Raw genomic sequence first — 19,249 nt, 5'->3', positions numbered from 1 at the left:
CGAGTACATCCAGTACGCGGGCAATGCTCCGCCTTGCGATGCACCGCACCGGGCGCCGCGAGCTTTCCGGCAAACCTTTCCGGCCACAGCACTAGTCCATCCTGCCCAGGACCTCCCGCACGTGCCGCACGTCCCGCAGCCGCCGCTCGTACGTCGCGCCCACGGCGAGCAGCAGGACTCCGGCGAGTGCGGGGGGCACCCAGCGGGGGAGCGCGTCGGCCGCCTGCACCAGGTAGGGGGCCAGTTCGTGGAGGGTGTCCAGCACCAGCACCGAGCCGCCGAGGAGCAGCGGGGCCCGCAGCCGGTGCCGGGCGCCGAGCAGCGTGACCAGCAGGGCGGCCGCGCCCAGCAGCAGCGGGCGCGGCCACTGCGGGTCGCTCCAGACCGCGGCGAGGCTCGGCACCAGGGTCGCGGCCAGGCCGGGGCCGTACGCCGTCCAGGACCCGGTCAGCGGGTCGCGGCGCCGGCGCCAGGCCCCGACGAGCAGCGCCGGGACGGTCACGGGAAGGGTGTACGCCTCCGGGGTGGTGACGTCCCAGGCGGCGAGCCTGACCCAGCCGGCCAGCAGGAACAGGGCGGCGGCCGGGTACGCGGCCCGACGGCGGTCGGGCCGGGCCGCCGTGCCCGCGGCGATCGTGGCGCAGCCCGCCAGCACCGTGGCCAGCATCGGCGCGTCGGTCACCGCCAGGCCCAGGGCGAGCAGCGCGGCGGCGGCTCCCGCGACCTCGACCGGCACGGTCGCCGGCGACGCGCCGAGCCGGGCGGCGGCCAGAGCCGCGGCCACGGGGACACAGAGCACGAGCAGCGCCGTGCGGGACGGCTGCCAGCCCGCCGCGGCACCGGTCGCGACGGCCAGCGCGGTGGCGTACCCGAGGGCGGCCGGCGCCGCGACCGGGGTGAGGCGGGGCCACCGGGACGCCGTCGCACACGACACGGTCAGTACCGACAGGACGGTCAGGGTCGCCGACCGCGTCGCCAGGGAGAGGAACGCCAGGTGGAGCGAGCCGGCCAGAGCCGGCCACGGCGTCGGCAGGAAGGCCGTCACCACCGTCACGGCACCCAGCATCAACAGGGCCGCGGCGTAAGGCAGTCCGAGCACCGACGGGAGGGCCACGCAGGCCGCCCAGGCCAGGACCAGCGCTCCGGTCCGCGCCCACGGCCGCCGGGTCTCGTCCCGCCCGGCCAGGAACAGGACACCGGCGACGGCCACCAGGACGAGGAGAGCCTGCCCCGCGTACGGCGGCCACGGCGTGTGCACGGTGACCGCGGCGCGGGCGTCCGACGGCTCGCCCCGCCAGGGGCGCTCCGCCCAGCCGAGCGGCCCCAGCAGCGTGACGACCACCAGCGGCACCGCCCACAGCAGCGCCAGCGCCTGCACCGCGGCGCAGGCCCGGACCAGCCCCTGCCGGACCGGCGCGGGGAGCCGGTCCGCGCGCACCGCCGCCAACAGCGCGACGCCCCACACCAGATGGACCGGGACCGCCCAGCCGGCGGGCAGGAACACCCGCAGCGCGCCGCCGCCCGCCGCCACCAGCAGCAGGCCTCCGGCGACCGCCGTGCCCGTCGCGACGCCCGGCTCCGGCAGCCGCGCGGCCGCCACCAGGGCGATCACCGCCGCGAGGACGAGGAGCGCCGCCGCACGGGCGGCGGCGCCCGGACCGGTGGCCGTCCACGACAGCCAGCCCGCCGCCAGAACGCCCCAGCCGCCCAGGCCGTACCCGCAGGCGGTGGCGGTCACCCGGACGGCGCCGCCGGCACCGGCCGGCAGCACCAGCGCCAGGACCGTGTCGAGGCCGGCCGTCACCAGCAGCGCCGTCGCGACCGCGTACGGGTCCGCGCCCGCCGCGACCGCCCAGAGGGTCAGGGGGAGCTGGGCCGCCACCAGCGCGGCGGGCAGCGGCAGCCGCAGCGCGCCGAGACCGCGGCCGTACGCCGCCCAGAGCCCCGCGAGCACCGCCGCGGCGGCCGCCGCGTAGCCCGTGCCGTCGGTGCCGGTGAGGGCCGCCTCGTGCAGGGCGTAGGCGTCCAGCACCGTCAGGGCCAGGCCGAGACCGGCCACCGACTCCGCCGTCGAGCGCAGCCCGCGCCGCAGCAGCGGCAGGGGGGCGGCGAGCACCACCAGCGTCACCGTGCCGAGCACCAGGGCCCGTCCGGTGATCCCGAGGTGCCCCCAGCTGACCAGTGTGAAGGCGATCGCCGCGACGGTGAGCAGGATGCCGCCGAGCAGCAGGAGCACGTTCTGGACCCGCGGGGCGCTCGCCTCGGGGCGGGGCGCGGCCGGGGGAAGGGGCGGCGCGGCCGGGCGCGACGACTGGAGCGAGGCGACCAGCCAGGCGCGGCGCGCGAGCAACTGGGTGCGGCGGGCGTCCAGTTGCCACAGCTCGGCGTCGAGGAGCCGCAGCTCCTCGGCCGGGGGCGGAAGGTGCGTCATGGAACGGAGTGTGGCCCGCGTCCCGCCGTGGGGCATGAGCGCGGCTACTCAGGACGTACTCAGCCCCCGGCCTTCCCGGCCCGTGGACGGGCACACTCGGTGCATGGACCTCAACCACTACCGTTTCCTCAGCCGGTGGCCGCTGCCCGCGCCGCCCGCCGCCGTCCACGCGGCGCTGGAACGGGTCGAGGACTATCCGCGCTGGTGGCCGCAGGTCCGCGAGGTGACCCGGCTGGACGGCACCACCGGCGTCGTCACCGTCCGCTCTCTCCTGCCGTACGGCCTGACCTTCACCGCGCGCGAGGTGCGGCGGGACCCGGTGGCCGGTGTGCTGGAGATCGCGATGGCCGGGGACCTCGAGGGCTGGGCGCGCTGGACGGTCACCGCGCACGGCTCCGGGAGCCTGGCCCGCTACGAGCAGGTCGTCGACGTCACCAAGCCGCTGCTCAGGAGGTTCGCCGTGCCCGGACGCCCGCTGTTCCGCGCCAACCACCGGCTGATGATGAGGGCCGGGCGGCGTGGCCTCCTCCGGTATCTCGAAGCGGTTTGAAGGAACCCCGAGGGGACCTGTATTGTTCACTCCGTTCCCGGGCGATTAGCTCAGTGGGAGAGCGCTTCGTTCACACCGAAGAGGTCACTGGTTCGAACCCAGTATCGCCCACCGGGAAAGGCCGGTCCGCATCACGCGGACCGGCTTTTTGCATGCCCCCGTGGGCCGGCCGGGCGCCCCTCGTCACGCCGCTGCCGACAACGCCGGGCGCAGCGGCCAGGACGTGTCGACCGTCTCGGGGGTGCCGCTGCGCGCGAACCACGCCTGGAGCCCGCGGGCCTGCGCCGCGTGCCAGGACGTCTGCAGCGCGTGCAGCTCGGCGGGGGACAGCCGCTCCAGCCGGGCCGCGAAACGCCGGCCCAGCGCCCGCACGACCTCCAGCGCGGCCAGCGCGTCCGCGGCCGCGTCGTGTGCCTCGGCCAGCGTCACGCCGTAGTGCCCGCACAGGTCGGTGAGCGTGCGGCGGCCCTTGCGGTAGCGGTCCAGGTGCTTGTCCAGGACCCGTGGGTCCAGCACCCGCAGCGGCGCCGGCTCCAGCCAGTGGCCCAGCGTGGACGCGCGGTGCCGGCGCAGCTCGCGGTCGAGCAGCGTCAGGTCGAACGGCGCGTTCATCACCACCAACGGCCGCCCCGCCGTCGCCTGTTCGCCGAGCAGTTCGGCTATCTCGTACATCACCGGCGCCGGCCAGCGGCCGTTGCGCTGAAGGTGTTCGTCCGTCAGACCGTGGACCGCCGTCGCTCCCTCGGGCACCGGCACGCCCGGGTTGACCAGCCACCGGCTCACCCGGGGCCGGTTGCCCGGCGCGTCCTGCACGACGAGCGCGGCCGACACGATCCGGTCGGTCTCGACGTCGACGCCCGTCGTCTCCGTGTCGAAGGCCGCGAGCGGCCCCTCGTACCAGCACGTCATATCCACCCAACCCCTCGCTCACCCGGGGCAGCCGACGCCCCGTCCTCTGCCCGTCTGGTGATACCCGGCCTGTTTGCGCCGTACGCCGGGAGGAGACAACAGGAGTACGGGTCCTGCCAGTTCAGGGGCCTGAAGCGAAGTTCTCCCAGTCCCCGGTGCCGGGGATCCTCACTGCTCGGAAGGCTGTTCGGTCATGGTGACAGCGCAGCCCGAACGGGGCGGGCTGCTGCCCGAACTCACGGGCCCTCCTCGCGGATCGCTCGCCACCACGGCGTGCATGGAGACACTCCAGGTGGGTTATCTCCACGCGGTCGCCGCGGCCGCGGGCTGTTCGCTGTCCCAGCCGTTCCCCGACAACGGCATCGACTGGCACGTCAGCCACAGCGCCCCCGGTCACACCGTCGACGACGAGGTGACCATCAAGGTGCAGCTGAAGGCCACGTACCAGCTCCCGCCCGACCCCCCGGGGCACTCCTTCTCCTTCACGCTGGACAACGACCACCTGCGCAAGCTCGCCCGCACCCCGGTGTCGGTCCACAAGATCCTCGTCGTGATGATCGTCCCGCGGTCGCAGGACCAGTGGCTGCGGGCCGGACACGACCGGCTCGACCTGCGGCACTGCTGCTACTGGGTCAACCTGGCCGGGCATCCGGTCACCGGCCGGTTCCGGACCAGCGTGCGGATCCCGACCGCGCGGATCTTCGACGACCGGGCGCTGTGCGAGATCATGACGCGGGTCGGGACGGGAGGCAGGCCATGACGCACCGCCCGCTGGAGGAGCCCCTGAGGCCGGTACGGCCGCACCCCGTCGACTCCTCCTGGAACCGGCCCCCCGAGGCCGCCGAGGTCGACCCGGCCGTCCTCGGCGCCCTGCTGCGCCGGCACGGCTGGCAGCGCCGCGGCGGCGCCGCCGGCCGTTACGGCCGCTGGACCCCGCCCGGACCGGGTGGCGCCGCGACCAGCCTGCTCGTACCGGAGAACCGCGCCTTCCCCGACAGCGACGACCTGCTCGGCGAGGCACTGCTGGCGCTGGAGCGCAGCCAGACGCCCGCCGCCCGCGAGGTACTTCTCGCCCTGGCCGTGCCGAGCGACGAGATCCGCTGGTGGCGGGAGACCCCGTCCGGGCCCGCCGAGGCGGCCGGAACCGCCTCCTGGGCGGTCGAGGACCGGCTGCGCGGCGCCGCCCGGCAGATGCTGCTCGCCGGCGCGCTCGCCACCCGCGCGCGGGCCGGCTACCACGGCGCCCGGCACCGGCGGTCGGCCGGCGCCATGCTGGAGAGCGTCCTCGTCGGCACCGCCGCCGACGGCCGCCGGCTGACCGCCTTCGCCCCCGTCGGCACGGCCCGCCCCCTCGCCGTACGCCTCCATCAGGCGCTCCACGCCGTCCGTGAGGCCATCGACTACCGGCGCGCCACCGGCGGCATGGACGCCTTCGACGGCGCCGTGGAGGCCGGCTCCAGCCGCGAGCTGACCGAGGCGATCGTCGCCCTGGTGCGCGGCACCGAGGGAGCCCGGATCGCCGTCGAGTGGGCGCCCGCCGCCGGGGTCCCCGAGGACTGCGCGGCCGGTGCCGAGCCCGTGGAGTTCTCCCCCGGAGACCTCACCGCCCTGCGCGAGGCGGGCGCCCGCTACCTGCGCGAGGAACCCTCCGTGTCCGTGCGGATCACCGGCACCGTGGTCCGGCTGCGCAGGTCGGGGCCGCGCGGCGAGGGCGGCGTACGGCTGCGGGTGCTCGCCGGAGCCGAGGTCCCGCAGGTCCGGCTCACCCTCGACGAGGAGGACTACCGCATCGCCGGCCAGGCCCATCTGGTCGGACTGCCGGTGCGGGTGCAGGGCCGGCTGGAGAGCCGGGGCGGGTTCCGCAGGCTGACCGGCGCCCACGGCGTGGTCCCGGTGCAGGTGGACGACGCCGAACGGGACCGGCTGATGAAATCGCTCCAGGAGAACCTGGACTTCTTCGGGGAGGCCTGCGGAGGGGAATGATTTCGCGGAGGGCGGTCCCGGGTCGGTACGATCGCCTCTTGCGTGGCGATGGATTCCGGGCCGCGCTTCCGCCTTCAGTCAGGAGAGACCGGTGTCAGACGTCCGTGTGATCATCCAACGCGATTCCGAGCGGGAAGAGCGCACGGTGACGACGGGCACCACGGCCGCCGACCTCTTCGCCGGTGAGCGCTCGATCGTCGCCGCGCGCGTGGACGGCGAACTGAAGGACCTCACCCACGAACTGCGCGACGGCGTGACCGTCGAGGGCGTCGAGATCTCCTCCGCCGACGGTCTCGACATCCTGCGCCACTCCACCGCGCACGTCATGGCGCAGGCCGTGCAGGAGCTGTTCCCCGAGGCCAAGCTCGGCATCGGCCCGCCGGTCAAGGACGGCTTCTACTACGACTTCGACGTGGAGAAGCCGTTCACGCCCGAGGATCTCAAGGCCGTCGAGAAGAAGATGCAGGAGATCCAGAAGCGCGGGCAGCGGTTCTCCCGCCGGGTGGTGACCGACGAGGCCGCCCGCGAGGAGCTGGCGGACGAGCCGTACAAGCTGGAGCTGATCGGTCTCAAGGGCTCCGCCTCCCACGACGACGGCGCGGACGTCGAGGTGGGCGCCGGCGAGCTGACCATCTACGACAACCTGGACGCCAAGACCGGAGAGCTGTGCTGGAAGGACCTCTGCCGCGGTCCCCACCTGCCCACCACCCGGTTCATCCCGGCGTTCAAGCTGATGCGCAACGCGGCCGCCTACTGGCGCGGCAGCGAGAAGAACCCCATGCTCCAGCGCATCTACGGCACCGCCTGGCCGTCCAAGGACGAGCTGAAGGCGCACCTCGACTTCCTCGCCGAGGCGGAGAAGCGCGATCACCGCAAGCTGGGCAGCGAGCTGGACCTGTTCTCCATCCCCGAGCAGATCGGCTCCGGCCTCGCCGTCTTCCACCCCAAGGGCGGCATCATCCGCCGGGTCATGGAGGACTACTCGCGCCGCCGCCACGAGGAGGAGGGCTACGAGTTCGTCTACACCCCGCACGCGACGAAGGGGAAGCTCTTCGAGACCTCGGGCCACCTGGACTGGTACGCCGACGGCATGTACCCGCCCATGCAGCTCGACGAGGGCGTGGACTACTACCTCAAGCCCATGAACTGCCCGATGCACAACCTGATCTTCGACGCGCGTGGCCGCTCCTACCGCGAACTGCCGCTGCGCCTCTTCGAGTTCGGGACCGTGTACCGGTACGAGAAGTCCGGCGTCGTGCACGGTCTGACCCGTGCCCGCGGCTTCACCCAGGACGACGCGCACATCTACTGCACGCGCGAGCAGATGTCGGAGGAGCTCGACAAGACGCTCACCTTCGTCCTCGGCCTGCTGCGCGACTACGGCCTGACCGACTTCTACCTGGAACTGTCCACCAAGGACCCGGAGAAGTTCGTCGGCTCCGACGAGGTCTGGGAGGAGGCGACCGAGACGCTGCGCCAGGTCGCCGAGAAGCAGGGCCTCCCGCTCGTCCCCGACCCGGGCGGCGCCGCCTTCTACGGCCCGAAGATCTCCGTGCAGACCAAGGACGCGATCGGCCGCACCTGGCAGATGTCGACCATCCAGCTCGACTTCAACCTGCCGGAGCGCTTCGACCTCGAGTACACCGGCCCGGACGGCTCCAAGCAGCGCCCGGTCATGATCCACCGCGCGCTGTTCGGCTCCATCGAGCGGTTCTTCGCGGTGCTCCTGGAGCACTACGCGGGCGCCTTCCCGGCCTGGCTGGCCCCGGTGCAGGCGATCGGCATCCCGATCGGCGACGCGCACGTGGAGTACCTGGAGAAGTTCGCCGCGGCCGCGAAGAAGCAGGGGCTGCGGGTCGAGGTCGACTCCTCCTCCGACCGCATGCAGAAGAAGATCCGCAACGCCCAGAAGCAGAAGGTGCCCTTCATGGTCATCGCGGGCGACGAGGACATGTCGAACGGCTCGGTCTCCTTCCGCTACCGCGACGGCTCCCAGGAGAACGGCATCCCGCTCGACGAGGCCGTCGCGAAGATCGCGAAGGTCGTCGAGGAGCGCGCGCAGGTCTGACCCACCGGCATACGGGGCCCCGGGGAGTCCGCTCTCCGGGGCCCCGTCCCGTTCCCCGCGGCCGGCTTTGCCAGGACGTGCCGTCGCGACCCCGCCGGGTCGCGACCCCGCCGGGTCACCCGTCCGACGGACGCCCCGTCTCCTCCTCGCTCTCCTGCTCGTCCTCACGCGCGAAGACCTGGATCAGCCAGGACGAGAACGAGCCGGTCACCGCGCCCAGCAGGGCCAGACCGCACACCATCAGCCCGACGCCGACGAACCGGCCCATGGGCGTGATCGGCACGACATCCCCGTAACCGACGGTGGACAGGGTGGAACAGGCCCACCACACCGCGTCACCGAAGGTGTGCATCTCCGTGCCCGGCGCCCCGCGCTCCTCGGCGTACACGGCGAGCGCGCCCGCGAAACCGAGCAGCAGCGTCGACACCCCCGCGTAGAGCATCACGCGCGCGTGCAGCGACAGCCGCGGCTCCCCGCGCCGTCGCAGTACGGCCTCGTAGAGCCGCACGATCCGCAGCGGGCGCAGCAGCGGCAACAGCATCACCAGGGTGTCCAGCGAGTGCCGCCGCACGAAACTCGGACCCAGTCCGCTCAGCCGCCAGCGCACCGCGTAGTCCACCACGAACAGCGCCCACGACGCGAGCAGCACCGCCAGGCTGGCGTCCCTCCAGGCGTCGGCGAGGTCGGGGGCGAGAACGAGGACGGCGTACCCGGCGAGATAGGTCAGCGAGGCGAGCGAGAGGGGCATCTCGGCGCGCCGTTCCCAGTGGACCAGGCGGCTGTCTTCGGTCATCGGCCCAGCTTGGCCCGCGTCGCGTTCGCGCTCCCCCCGCCGACACGCCGCGAACGGGCGAAGCCATATGCTGCCTAGCATGACGAGTGAGCCGGAGCAGCAGATCGGAGTGGGGACGCAGGACGCGTTCCAGCGCCTGTGGACGCCCCACCGGATGGCCTACATCCAGGGGGAGAACAAGCCCACGGGCCCCGGAGCCGACGACGGCTGTCCGTTCTGCGCGATCCCGGCGAAGTCCGACGAGGACGGCCTGGTGGTCCGGCGCGGCGAGCACGTGTACGCCGTCCTGAACCTGTACCCGTACAACGGCGGCCACCTGATGACCGTCCCCTACCGGCACGTGGCCGACTACACCGACCTGACCGGGCCGGAGACCGCGGAGCTGGCCGAGCTGACCAAGCAGGCGATGACCGCGCTGCGCACCGCGTCCGGCGCCCAGGGATTCAACATCGGCATGAACCAGGGGTCGGTCGCGGGCGCCGGCATCGCCGCGCACCTGCACCAGCACATCGTGCCCCGCTGGGGCGGTGACACGAACTTCATGCCGGTGGTCGGCCACACACGCGTGCTGCCGCAGCTGCTGGCGGACACCCGCAAGATGCTGGCGGAGGCGTGGCCCACCTCGCCATGACGGCTGCGGCGGGCGCATCCAGCCCGTCCGGCGTTTGAGGACGAGGCCGTCCAGGCCGAAAGCGGGGGTCCGGGGGCGGCAGCCCCCAGACCCCCGGCAAGAGTGCCGCCCGCCCCACCGCCGGAGGCCTACGCGTCGTAGGTGTCGGCCTTCTTCGGCGTCAGGTCCTGGACCGCGCCGCTGAGGGCCGACGAGCGGGAGCTGAACTTCTCGATGTCCACGTCGTGCTCCTTGAGCACCCGCAGCGCCGCACTGTGCACCACCCGCAGCACCGGCGTCGCCGCGCGCAGCGCGTCGTCGGCCATGAAGCGGTGCCGCCACGGCTGGTCGGCCCAGGCGTGCCGCAGGCCGAACGGCTCGGGCAGGCCTATGGAGCCGCCGAGCCAGTTCAGCAGCGGCGGGTACCAGCTGATCGTGGCGCGCGCCGCCACCCGGACCACCTCGTCGGCGGTGACCAGCGGCAGGCTGATCTTCCGCGTCTCCCAGAACCGGACGGTCTTGGCGACCTCCTTCGTGGGCGCCTCCGGCTTGGAGGTGAACAGGGAGTTCACCGGACCCAGCGCATGACCGGTGACCTCGATGCGCAGCGTCTCGTGCAGCACGGTCACGGTGATCAGCATGGTGATGATCAACTGGCCGTCCCACAGCGGCCACTGCACGCCGAGGTAGTGCCGGTCGCCGCCGCCGAACTGCTGGTTGTTGCAGATGTCCTCCACGGCCCTCGGCTTGACCTGGTAGGCCTCCACGTCGGTGCCCTCCGGGCGGGCCACCGCCTTGGCGTTCTCACCGACCGGCGTGACGATCCAGTGCCGTACCGAAGGAGGCGGGAAACCGCCGGTCTTCAGGCTCTGCCGGTGCAGCAGCTGGAGCTGGTCGTGGATGGCCTTGACCACCGTCCAGCTGCGGAACTCGTGGACGCCCTTGACGGGGTCGAGCGGGGTCAGCTCCTCCGCGAGGTGCCAGGCGCCCCAGCGGGTGCCCATGCCGAGTATCCCCTTGGGACCGGCGTAGAAGACCGAGTTGGACTGCTGCTCGGCGCTCAGCCGGGCCAGGGACTGGCGCAGTTGCTCGGCCGCCGTCTGGTTGGGGCTGGTCGGCACCGCCTCGGGGACCTTGGCGCCGACGCTGCCTCCGGACAGCAGGCTGTCCCAGCGCTCGCGCAGGTCCTTCGCCGTGCCCTCGCAGATCCGCTTGGCCAGGAACCAGCCGACCACCGGCGCGACGACCGCACCGCGCGCGTACCACCCGGCCAGGCCGGAGAACGGCATGCGGAGCAGGAAGAGCGCGGCGAGCGCGCCGACGGCCACGAGCAGACCGGTGGCCAGCCCGGAGACCCGCTTGTCGCCCGCCTTCACCATGGTGGACCGGAGCTGGAAGACCAGCAGCCACACCAGCAGTCCGGGCAGGAACAGCAGCCCGCACACGACCATGATGCCGGTGAGTTTCTTGTCGCGCTCCCGGCGGATCCGGTTGGCGGCCAGGCAGTGCTCGACGACCACCTGCGGTTCACTGCCGAACGACTGGATCAGCGGCTTGCGTCCGACGCCCAGCATGCGGTCGACCACCGCCTGGGAGAACGCCTCGCCGAGGTTGGGCCGGAAGATCCTGGCCCAGCTGCGGCCGGTGGCGACCGTCGACTGGTGCCATTCGTTGTCGGCCTTCTTGATGTCCTCGACGGGGTTGTCCCGGTAGGCGGCCGACGCCAGCGCCAGGGTCGGCGTCTGCCCGCCGTCGCCCTGCTGCGGCACCTGTGGTCCGAAGAAGTCCGCGTAACCGCTGCCAACGGTCATTCCCGCCCCCGATCGCCGCCACTGTCGCTTCTGCGGCCTTCCCGACTTCCGTGCTCCGCACACCTGTTGATCAGGTCATCAGCGTATATCCAGGCACGGACATCCGGAGGCGGGCGGCCGAAGCCGCCCGCCGTACCGGAAGAACACCTTCCCCACCCGTCACTTCAGGGTGGCCGCGTCCCAACCCCTATCCCGTCCGCTCCTGTTGACGAAGCCGCTCCGCCACCTGCGCCGGCATCGGCTCGTGCCGGGCGTACGCGCGGTGGAAGCGGGCCGTGCCGTGCGACAGGGAACGCAGGTCGACCGCGTACTGGCCGATCTCGATCTCGGGCACCTCCGCGCGTACCAGCGTGCGACCGCCACCGCTCTGTTCGGTGCCCAGGACCCGGCCGCGCCGCCCCGACAGGTCGCTCATCACGGCGCCCACGTACTCGTCGCCGATCAGCACGCTCACCTCGGCCACCGGCTCCAGCAGATGGATCCTCGCGTCGGCCGCGGCCTCCCGCAGCGCGAGCGCCCCGGCCGTCTGGAAAGCGGCGTCGGAGGAGTCCACCGAGTGCGCCTTGCCGTCGACCAGGGTCACCCGGACGTCGACGAGGGGATGGCCCGCGGCGACGCCCTTGGCCGCCTGCGCCCGTACGCCCTTCTCCACGGACGGGATGAACTGGCGCGGCACCGCGCCGCCCACGACCTTGTCCACGAACTCGATGCCCGAACCGCCCGGCAGCGGCTCCACCTCGATCTCGCAGATCGCGAACTGCCCGTGCCCGCCGGACTGCTTGACGTGCCGGCCGCGCCCGGCGGAGGCGGCGGCGAACGTCTCCCGGAGGGAGACCTTGTGCGGGACGACGTCCACCTGCACGCCGTAGCGGCTGCGCAGCCGTTCCAGAGCGACGTCCGCGTGGGCCTCGCCCAGGCACCACAGCACCACCTGGTGGGTGTCCTGGTTCTGCTCCAGCCGCATCGTCGGGTCCTCGGCGACCAGCCGGGACAGCCCCTGCGACAGCTTGTCCTCGTCGGCCTTGCTGTGCGCCCGGATGGCCACCGGCAGCAGCGGGTCGGGCATCTGCCACGGCTCCATCAGCAGCGGGTCGTCCTTGGCGGAGAGCGTGTCGCCGGTCTCCGCGCGGCTCAGCTTCGCCACGCACGCCAGGTCGCCCGCGACGCAGTGCGTCAGCGTCCGCTGCTGCTTGCCGAAGGGCGCGGACAGGGCGCCGACGCGTTCGTCGACGTCGTGGTCCTCGTGGCCGCGGTCGGTGAGCCCGTGCCCGGACACGTGGACGGTCTGGTCGGGGCGCAGGGTGCCGGAGAACACGCGCACCAGCGAGACCCGGCCGACGTACGGGTCGGAGGCGGTCTTCACGACCTCCGCGACCAGCGGACCGTCCGGATCGCACGGGGCCGCCGCACGCGGCTCGCCCCCGACCGTGGTGACGCGGGGCGCCGCACGCTCCAGGGGCGTCGGAAAGCCCCTGGTGATCAGTTCGAGCAGTTCCACGGTGCCGATGCCCTGCCGGGCGCCCTCGGCGGCCGGGGCCGCGGCCAGGACGGGGAAGAACGTGCCGCGCGCCACGGCCCGCTCCAGATCCTCGATCAGCGTCTTCACGTCGATCCGCTCGCCCCCGAGGTAGCGGTCCATGAGGGTCTCGTCCTCGCTCTCGGCGATGATTCCCTCGATCAGCCGGTTGCGGGCCTCCTCGATCCCGGGCAGCACGTCCTCGCCGGGCTCGGACTCCTCGCGCGCGCCGGAGGAGTAGTCGAACAGCTTGCGCGACAGCAGCCCGGTCAGACCGGTCACGGGCGCGTGCCCGTCCGGCGCCTGCGGGCCGTGCAGCGGCAGGTACAGCGGCAGCACGGCGTCGGGGTCGTCGCCGCCGAAGGCCTCCGCGCAGATCCGCGTCATCTCCTCGAGGTCCGCGCGCGCGGCCTCCAGGTGCGTGACGACGATCGCCCGGGGCATCCCGACGGCCGCGCACTCCTCCCACACCGTCCGGGTCGAGCCGTCCACGCCGTCCGAGGCCGAGACGACGAAGAGGGCCGCGTCCGCGGCGCGCAGACCGGCCCTCAGCTCCCCGACGAAGTCGGCGTACCCGGGAGTGTCGAGGAGATTGATCTTGATGCCGTCCCATTCGACCGGCACCAGGGAGAGCTGCACCGAGCGTTGCTGGCGGTGCTCGATGTCGTCGTAGTCGGAGACGGTGCCGCCGTCCTCCACGCGGCCCGCCCGGTTCACCGCTCCCGCCGTCAGCGCGAGCGCCTCCACCAAGGTCGTCTTGCCGGATCCGGAGTGGCCGACCAGCACCACGTTCCGTACGGATGCGGGGTGGTCGGCCGCCGTGGCCCTGCCGGCGGCCCCGGGGTGTGTGTTCGCCTTGTCGCCCATTTCTGCGCCTCCCGTGCACGGTGAGGTCATCGGGGCGCGGACACGGCGGCTCCTCCCACCAGACTCCACCCGGGGGCGACCCCCACCGGTGGCGGCTCCGGCGACGTCCGCGGTCCTTCGAGCTTTCCACTCCCGTCACGGCGCGTCCATACGAGGGACGCGCCGAGGCCCTCGGCACGGCCGTGACGCGGGCCCCGGACGCGACCCGGCCGGGCCCCGGACGCGACCCGGCCGTGACACCGGGCCCAGGTGCCCGAGGACCGCGCACGCGCGCGCGTGGCTACGATGGGCCAGCCGGTGGCCATCAAGGGCCGCGCGGTCATACAACCTTCGGGAAGGCCATGCTGAACAAGTACGCGCGTGCATTCTTCACGCGTGTCCTCACACCGTTCGCCGCGTTTCTCATCCGCCGGGGCGTGAGCCCCGACACGGTCACGCTGCTCGGCACCGCCGGCGTGGTCGCGGGCGCGCTGGTCTTCTACCCCAGGGGCGAGTTCTTCTGGGGCACGGTCGTGATCACACTGTTCGTGTTCTCCGACCTCGTCGACGGCAACATGGCCCGCCAGCTCGGCCGCTCCAGCCGCTGGGGCGCCTTCCTGGACTCCACGCTCGACCGGGTCGCCGACGGCGCGGTCTTCGGCGGCTTCGCCCTCTGGTACGCGGGCCACGGCGACGACAACGTGCTGTGCGCCGTCTCGATCTTCTGCCTGGCCAGCGGCCAGGTCGTGTCGTACACCAAGGCGCGCGGCGAGTCGATCGGGCTGCCGGTCGCGGTCAACGGGCTCGTCGAGCGCGCCGAGCGGCTCGTGGTGTCGCTGGTCGCCGCCGGGCTCGCGGGCCTGCACGCGTTCGGAGTGCCGGGCATCCAGTACCTGCTGCCGGTGGCCCTGTGGCTCGTCGCCGTCGGCAGCCTGGTCACCCTGATCCAGCGGGTCGTCACCGTACGGCGCGAATCGGCGGAGGCCGACGCGGCGACCGCGGCGGACGTGGCGGCCGAGCCGAAGCCCGAGCCGAAGCCCGAGCCGGAAGGGCGTGAGACGGCCCAGTGAGCGCACGTGACCAGCTGGCCGACGGGCTGTACGGGCTCGGCTGGAGCACCGTCAAGAAGCTCCCCGAGCCGGTCGCGGTCCGCCTCGGACGCACCATCGCCGACCTCGCCTGGAAGCAGCGCGGCAAGGGCGTCCAGCGCCTGGAGAGCAACTACGCGCGCGTGGTGCCGGACGCGAGCCCCGAGCGGCTCGCCGAGCTGTCCCGCGCGGGCATGCGCTCCTACCTGCGCTACTGGATGGAGTCCTTCCGCCTCCCCGCCTGGAGCCCGGAGCGGATCGCGTCCGGGTTCGAGCCCAAGGACCTGCACCACCTGACCGACGCACTCGCGGCAGGCAAGGGCGCCGTCATCGCGCTGCCGCACCTGGCCAACTGGGACCTCGCCGGTGCCTGGGTCACCACCGAGCTGCGCATGCCGTTCACCACGGTCGCCGAACGCCTCAGGCCCGAGACGCTCTACGACCGCTTCGTCGCCTACCGCGAGGGCCTCGGCATGGAGGTCCTGCCGCACAGCGGCGGCACCGCGTTCGGCACCCTCGCCCGGCGGCTGCGCGACGGCGGCCTGGTCTGCCTGGTCGCCGACCGCGACCTGTCCGCGTCCGGTGTCGAGGTCGACTTCTTCGGCGCCACCGCGCGCATGCCCGCCGGGCCGGCCCTGCTGGCCCAGCAGACCGGCGCGCTGCTGCTCCCCGTCACGCTCTGGTACGACGACTCGCCCGTGATGCGGGGCCGCGTCCACGCCCCGATCGAGGTACCCGGGTCGGGTACGCGCGCCGAGCGGACGTCCGTCATGACACAGGCGCTGGCAGACGCCTTCGCCACGGGTATCGCCGACCATCCGGAGGACTGGCACATGCTCCAGCGGCTGTGGCTCGCCGATCTCGACCCCGCGAAGGGACCCTCGTGAGGATCGGCATCGTCTGCCCGTACTCCTGGGACGTGCCCGGGGGCGTCCAGTTCCACATCCGCGACCTCGCCGAGTACTTCATCCGGCTCGGCCACGAGGTGTCCGTCCTCGCCCCCGCCGACGACGACACCCCGCTGCCGCCGTACGTCGTCTCGGCCGGCCGTGCCGTGCCGGTGCCGTACAACGGCTCGGTGGCCCGGCTCAACTTCGGTTTCCTGAGCGCCGCCCGGGTGCGGCGCTGGCTGCACGACGGCGCCTTCGACGTGGTCCACATCCACGAGCCGACCTCGCCGTCGCTCGGACTGCTGACCTGCTGGGCGGCGCAGGGCCCCATCGTGGCCACGTTCCACACGTCGAACCCGCGCTCGCGCGCGATGATCGCCGCCTACTCGATCCTGCAGGCCGCCCTGGAGAAGATCAGCGCGCGGATCGCGGTGAGCGAGTACGCCCGCCGCACCCTGGTGGAGCACCTCGGCGGGGACGCCGTGGTCATCCCCAACGGCGTCGACGTCGACTTCTTCGCCCGCGCCGAGCCCCGGCCCGAGTGGCAGGGCGGCACGATCGGCTTCATGGGACGCATCGACGAGCCCCGCAAGGGCCTGCCGGTGCTGATGGCGGCCCTGCCGAAGATCTTCGCCGAACGCCCCGACGCCCGCCTGCTGGTGGCCGGCCGCGGCGACGAGGAGGAGGCCGTCGAGAACCTCCCGGCGGAACTGCGCCCGCGCGTCGAGTTCCTCGGCATGGTCAGCGACGAGGACAAGGCCCGCTTCCTGCGCAGCATCGACCTCTACGTCGCCCCCAACACCGGCGGTGAGAGCTTCGGCATCATCCTGGTCGAGGCCCTGTCCGCCGGGGCCCCGGTGCTCGCCTCCGACCTCGACGCCTTCGCCCAGGTGCTCGACCAGGGCGCCGCGGGCGAACTCTTCGCCAACGAGGACGCGGACGCGCTGGCCGAGGCGGCCGTACGGCTGCTGGGCGACCCGGAGCGACGGGCCCGCCTGAGCGAACGCGGCAGCGCCCACGTCCGGCGCTTCGACTGGTCCGCGGTCGGCGCGGACATCCTCTCCGTCTACGAGACGGTGACGGCGGGTGCGGCGGCGGTGGCCGCGGACGACAAGGGCTCCCCGGGACTGCGCGCCCGCTTCGGCCTGGCCCGGGACTGACCCCGGGCGGGCACCGCGGCGTCGGCCGGGCGACCCGGCCCGCCCGGCGTCCGCCGACGAGGACCGCCCGGGGCCGGGGCGGGGCCCAGAGGGCGGCGGGCCCCGGCGGCCGCCGGAGGAGGCACCCCGGCCGGGTACGCGGAGCGACTAGCCTTGCCGCCCGTGACCGCAACCCTCATCTGGATCCTCGTCGTCCTCGTCGTCCTCGTCGCCATCGGCCTCTACCTGAGCTGGACCGCGGGACGCCTGGACCGGCTGCACGCCCGTATCGACGCCGCCCGCGCCGCACTGGACGCGCAACTGCTGCGCAGGGCCTCCGTGGCCCAGGAACTGGCCACCTCGGGCGTGCTCGATCCGGCCGCCTCGATCGTGCTGTACGAGGCCGCGCACGCCGCCCGGCAGGCGGAGGAGGAACAGCGGGAGGTCGCCGAGAGCGACCTGAGCCAGGCGCTGCGGGCGGTCTTCGCGGACGCGCAGCAGCTGGAGGCCGTCCGTGAGGTGCCCGGGGGAGAGGCCGCGGCGCACGAGCTGACCGAGGCCGTCCTGCGGGTCCCCATGGCCCGCCGTTTCCACAACGACGCGGTGGGCGGGGCCCGCAGACTGCGTGAGCACCGCAAGGTGCGCTGGTTCCGGCTGGCCGGCCACGCCCCGTTCCCGATGGCCTTCGAGATGGACGACGAGCCGCCGGCCGTACTGACGGCCCGTTCGCGGTCGTGAGCACCGTGTCCCGGGCGTCGCGGGCCCGGGCGTCGCGCCCCCGAACTTACCGGGTCCGCCCGTGCGGCCGACCGGCTGCCGTCGGTGACCGGGGAGGGTTCATGACCGAGCACACCGAGCACACCGAGCACACCGGGCTCTCGGCTCCAGGGCCGTACGCGTCGCCGACCCCGGTGGAGGCCGGGGACGGGGCAGCCGCACCCGGACCGGTCAAAAGGATCCACCGGCTTCCCATTGGCCCTTGCTGTGGACTGGTCCACTCACGTTTCCTCGGTGCGGTAGAAAACCCTCTTTACCTTCAGTGAGGTCAACCCGTGTCCAGCACCCAGAACCAGGCCCCCGAGACCGGCACCGCGCGCGTGAAGCGCGGCATGGCCGAGCAGCTCAAGGGCGGCGTGATCATGGACGTCGTCAACGCGGAGCAGGCGAAGATCGCCGAGGACGCGGGCGCCGTCGCCGTCATGGCCCTGGAGCGGGTGCCCGCCGACATCCGCAAGGACGGCGGCGTGGCCCGGATGTCGGACCCGAACATGATCGAGGAGATCATCGAAGCGGTCTCCATCCCGGTCATGGCCAAGTCCCGCATCGGCCACTTCGTCGAGGCCCAGGTGCTCCAGTCCCTCGGCGTCGACTACATCGACGAGTCCGAGGTCCTCACCCCGGCCGACGAGGTCAACCACTCCGACAAGTGGGCGTTCACCACCCCCTTCGTGTGCGGTGCCACCAACCTGGGCGAGGCCCTGCGGCGCATCGCCGAGGGCGCCGCCATGATCCGCTCCAAGGGCGAGGCCGGCACCGGCAACGTCGTCGAGGCGGTCCGTCACCTGCGCCAGATCAAGAACGAGATCGCCCGGCTCCGCGGCTTCGACAACAACGAGCTGTACGCCGCCGCCAAGGACCTGCGTGCCCCGTACGAGCTGGTCAAGGAGGTCGCCGAGCTGGGCAAGCTGCCCGTCGTGCTGTTCTCCGCCGGTGGCGTGGCCACCCCCGCCGACGCCGCCCTGATGCGCCAGCTCGGCGCCGAGGGCGTCTTCGTCGGCTCCGGCATCTTCAAGTCCGGCGACCCGGCCAAGCGCGCCGCCGCCATCGTGAAGGCGACCACCTTCTACGACGACCCGAAGATCATCGCGGACGCGTCCCGCAACCTCGGCGAGGCCATGGTCGGCATCAACTGCGACACCCTCCCCGAGGCCGAGCGCTACGCCAACCGCGGCTGGTAGTCACCATGCCGGATTCATCTGCAGCCCCTGTCATCGGCGTCCTGGCCCTCCAGGGCGACGTACGGGAGCACCTCATCGCCCTGGCCGCGGCCGACGCCGTGGCCAGGCCGGTCAGGCGCCCCGAGGAACTCGCCGAGGTCGACGGCCTGGTCCTTCCCGGCGGCGAGTCCACCACCATCTCCAAGCTGGCCGTCCTCTTCGGCGTGCTGGAACCCCTCCGCGCGCGCGTGCGGGCCGGCCTGCCCGTCTACGGCACCTGCGCGGGCATGATCCTGCTCGCCGACAAGATCCTCGACCCGCGCTCGGGCCAGGAGACCGTCGGCGGGATCGACATGATCGTGCGCCGCAACGCCTTCGGACGGCAGAACGAGTCCTTCGAAGCGGCGGTCGACATCAAGGGCGTCGCGGGCGATCCTGTGGAGGGCGTCTTCATCCGCGCCCCCTGGGTGGAGTCCGTCGGCGCCCGCGCCGAGGTGCTCGCCGAGCACGAGGGCCACATCGTCGCGGTCCGCCAGGGCAACGCGCTCGCCACGTCGTTCCACCCGGAGCTGACCGGCGACCACCGCGTGCACTCCCTGTTCGTCGACATGGTGCGCGCGAACCGGACACCGGAGTCCTTGTAGGATCTCTGGCGTTCATGCAGAGATGGGTTACGCG

Annotated in this window: 16 protein-coding genes and 1 tRNA gene; 12 read left to right on the top strand and 5 right to left on the bottom strand. The window is 73.0% G+C overall.

The features are described 5' to 3' along the window. Window positions 1–91: 91 nt before the first annotated feature. Window positions 92–2,431 (bottom strand): SCO7613 C-terminal domain-containing membrane protein, encoded by a 2,340-nt coding sequence (locus tag ACIP5W_RS26415; RefSeq protein WP_401478370.1) that lies wholly within the window; start codon window positions 2,429–2,431, stop codon window positions 92–94. 103 nt (window positions 2,432–2,534) lie between these two features. Here ACIP5W_RS26415 and ACIP5W_RS26410 point away from each other — a divergent pair, with 103 nt between their 5' ends. Together ACIP5W_RS26410 and ACIP5W_RS26405 are read left to right on the top strand one after the other, a co-directional pair. Next, window positions 2,535–2,981 carry an SRPBCC family protein gene (locus tag ACIP5W_RS26410; RefSeq protein ID WP_401478367.1) on the top strand — a complete coding sequence of 149 codons (447 nt, stop codon included), beginning with the start codon at window positions 2,535–2,537 and terminating at the stop codon, window positions 2,979–2,981. A 39-nt stretch (window positions 2,982–3,020) separates the two neighbouring features. Continuing rightward, window positions 3,021–3,092, top strand: a tRNA-Val gene (locus tag ACIP5W_RS26405). A 72-nt stretch (window positions 3,093–3,164) separates the two neighbouring features. Here ACIP5W_RS26405 and ACIP5W_RS26400 read toward each other — a convergent pair. Next, on the bottom strand, window positions 3,165–3,890 hold the full coding sequence (locus ACIP5W_RS26400) for a 3'-5' exonuclease (RefSeq protein WP_401478364.1): 726 nt from the start codon (window positions 3,888–3,890) through the stop codon (window positions 3,165–3,167). Window positions 3,891–4,083: 193 nt separating this feature from the next. On the opposite strand from ACIP5W_RS26400, the gene ACIP5W_RS26395 reads away from it, so the two are divergent. The 3 genes from ACIP5W_RS26395 (at window position 4,084) to thrS (ending at window position 7,941) form a co-directional block, all read left to right on the top strand. Beyond that, window positions 4,084–4,650 (top strand): DUF4365 domain-containing protein, encoded by a 567-nt coding sequence (locus ACIP5W_RS26395; protein ID WP_401478361.1) that lies wholly within the window; start codon window positions 4,084–4,086, stop codon window positions 4,648–4,650. After that, a complete protein-coding gene (locus tag ACIP5W_RS26390; RefSeq protein WP_401478358.1) occupies window positions 4,647–5,873 on the top strand; it encodes a hypothetical protein in 1,227 nt (408 codons plus the stop codon). Before ACIP5W_RS26395 ends, ACIP5W_RS26390 begins: the two co-directional genes overlap by 4 nt. Before the next feature lie 91 nt (window positions 5,874–5,964). Continuing rightward, window positions 5,965–7,941, top strand: coding sequence for a threonine--tRNA ligase (gene thrS / locus ACIP5W_RS26385; RefSeq protein WP_382788536.1), 1,977 nt, complete (start codon window positions 5,965–5,967; stop codon window positions 7,939–7,941). Between the two features lie 115 nt (window positions 7,942–8,056). Here thrS and ACIP5W_RS26380 read toward each other — a convergent pair whose 3' ends face one another. Then, the gene (locus ACIP5W_RS26380) at window positions 8,057–8,734 is read right to left on the bottom strand and encodes a potassium channel family protein (RefSeq protein ID WP_401478354.1); all 678 of its coding nucleotides are present in this window, start codon (window positions 8,732–8,734) and stop codon (window positions 8,057–8,059) included. Between the two features lie 67 nt (window positions 8,735–8,801). Here ACIP5W_RS26380 and ACIP5W_RS26375 point away from each other — a divergent pair, with 67 nt between their 5' ends. Then, entirely contained in the window at window positions 8,802–9,365 is a 564-nt protein-coding gene (locus tag ACIP5W_RS26375) for an HIT family protein (RefSeq protein ID WP_401478351.1), read from the top strand. 128 nt (window positions 9,366–9,493) lie between these two features. Here ACIP5W_RS26375 and ACIP5W_RS26370 read toward each other — a convergent pair whose 3' ends face one another. Then, a complete protein-coding gene (locus ACIP5W_RS26370; RefSeq protein ID WP_401478348.1) occupies window positions 9,494–11,155 on the bottom strand; it encodes a hypothetical protein in 1,662 nt (553 codons plus the stop codon). 187 nt (window positions 11,156–11,342) lie between these two features. Further along, window positions 11,343–13,538 carry an elongation factor G-like protein EF-G2 gene (locus ACIP5W_RS26365; RefSeq protein ID WP_401478345.1) on the bottom strand — a complete coding sequence of 732 codons (2,196 nt, stop codon included), beginning with the start codon at window positions 13,536–13,538 and terminating at the stop codon, window positions 11,343–11,345. A 341-nt stretch (window positions 13,539–13,879) separates the two neighbouring features. On the opposite strand from ACIP5W_RS26365, the gene pgsA reads away from it, so the two are divergent. From pgsA to pdxT, 6 genes are all read left to right on the top strand, one after another. After that, window positions 13,880–14,587: a phosphatidylinositol phosphate synthase gene (gene pgsA / locus ACIP5W_RS26360; protein ID WP_401478342.1), complete on the top strand. Its 708-nt coding sequence runs from the start codon at window positions 13,880–13,882 to the stop codon at window positions 14,585–14,587. Continuing rightward, the gene (locus ACIP5W_RS26355; protein ID WP_401478339.1) at window positions 14,584–15,492 is read left to right on the top strand and encodes a phosphatidylinositol mannoside acyltransferase; all 909 of its coding nucleotides are present in this window, start codon (window positions 14,584–14,586) and stop codon (window positions 15,490–15,492) included. Before pgsA ends, ACIP5W_RS26355 begins: the two co-directional genes overlap by 4 nt. Then, the gene (locus tag ACIP5W_RS26350) at window positions 15,489–16,655 is read left to right on the top strand and encodes a glycosyltransferase family 4 protein (RefSeq protein ID WP_401478336.1); all 1,167 of its coding nucleotides are present in this window, start codon (window positions 15,489–15,491) and stop codon (window positions 16,653–16,655) included. Before ACIP5W_RS26355 ends, ACIP5W_RS26350 begins: the two co-directional genes overlap by 4 nt. Before the next feature lie 162 nt (window positions 16,656–16,817). Then, entirely contained in the window at window positions 16,818–17,372 is a 555-nt protein-coding gene (locus tag ACIP5W_RS26345; RefSeq protein ID WP_401478333.1) for a hypothetical protein, read from the top strand. Between the two features lie 314 nt (window positions 17,373–17,686). After that, window positions 17,687–18,592, top strand: coding sequence for a pyridoxal 5'-phosphate synthase lyase subunit PdxS (pdxS, locus tag ACIP5W_RS26340; protein ID WP_356567268.1), 906 nt, complete (start codon window positions 17,687–17,689; stop codon window positions 18,590–18,592). A 5-nt stretch (window positions 18,593–18,597) separates the two neighbouring features. Further along, a complete protein-coding gene (pdxT, locus tag ACIP5W_RS26335) occupies window positions 18,598–19,215 on the top strand; it encodes a pyridoxal 5'-phosphate synthase glutaminase subunit PdxT (RefSeq protein ID WP_401478330.1) in 618 nt (205 codons plus the stop codon). Window positions 19,216–19,249: the final 34 nt, after the last annotated feature.

Origin of the sequence: Streptomyces sp. NPDC088766, from assembly GCF_044750845.1 — a bacterium.
GTDB lineage: Bacteria > Actinomycetota > Actinomycetes > Streptomycetales > Streptomycetaceae > Streptomyces.
The sequence above is the reverse complement of the archived record's forward strand: the minus strand, read 5'-3'. Positions and strand labels throughout refer to the sequence as shown.

Bases quoted from the DNA above. Each gene is read 5' to 3' on its own strand.
- ACIP5W_RS26415 (WP_401478370.1), bottom strand. From the start codon at position 2,431: ATGACGCACCTTCCGCCCCCGGCCGAGGAGCTGCGGCTCCTCGACGCC.
- ACIP5W_RS26410 (WP_401478367.1), top strand. From the start codon at position 2,535: ATGGACCTCAACCACTACCGTTTCCTCAGCCGGTGGCCGCTGCCCGCG.
- ACIP5W_RS26400 (WP_401478364.1), bottom strand. From the start codon at position 3,890: ATGACGTGCTGGTACGAGGGGCCGCTCGCGGCCTTCGACACGGAGACG.
- ACIP5W_RS26395 (WP_401478361.1), top strand. From the start codon at position 4,084: ATGGTGACAGCGCAGCCCGAACGGGGCGGGCTGCTGCCCGAACTCACG.
- ACIP5W_RS26390 (WP_401478358.1), top strand. From the start codon at position 4,647: ATGACGCACCGCCCGCTGGAGGAGCCCCTGAGGCCGGTACGGCCGCAC.
- ACIP5W_RS26380 (WP_401478354.1), bottom strand. From the start codon at position 8,734: ATGACCGAAGACAGCCGCCTGGTCCACTGGGAACGGCGCGCCGAGATG.
- ACIP5W_RS26375 (WP_401478351.1), top strand. From the start codon at position 8,802: ATGCTGCCTAGCATGACGAGTGAGCCGGAGCAGCAGATCGGAGTGGGG.
- ACIP5W_RS26370 (WP_401478348.1), bottom strand. From the start codon at position 11,155: ATGACCGTTGGCAGCGGTTACGCGGACTTCTTCGGACCACAGGTGCCG.
- ACIP5W_RS26365 (WP_401478345.1), bottom strand. From the start codon at position 13,538: ATGGGCGACAAGGCGAACACACACCCCGGGGCCGCCGGCAGGGCCACG.
- pgsA (WP_401478342.1), top strand. From the start codon at position 13,880: ATGCTGAACAAGTACGCGCGTGCATTCTTCACGCGTGTCCTCACACCG.
- pdxT (WP_401478330.1), top strand. From the start codon at position 18,598: ATGCCGGATTCATCTGCAGCCCCTGTCATCGGCGTCCTGGCCCTCCAG.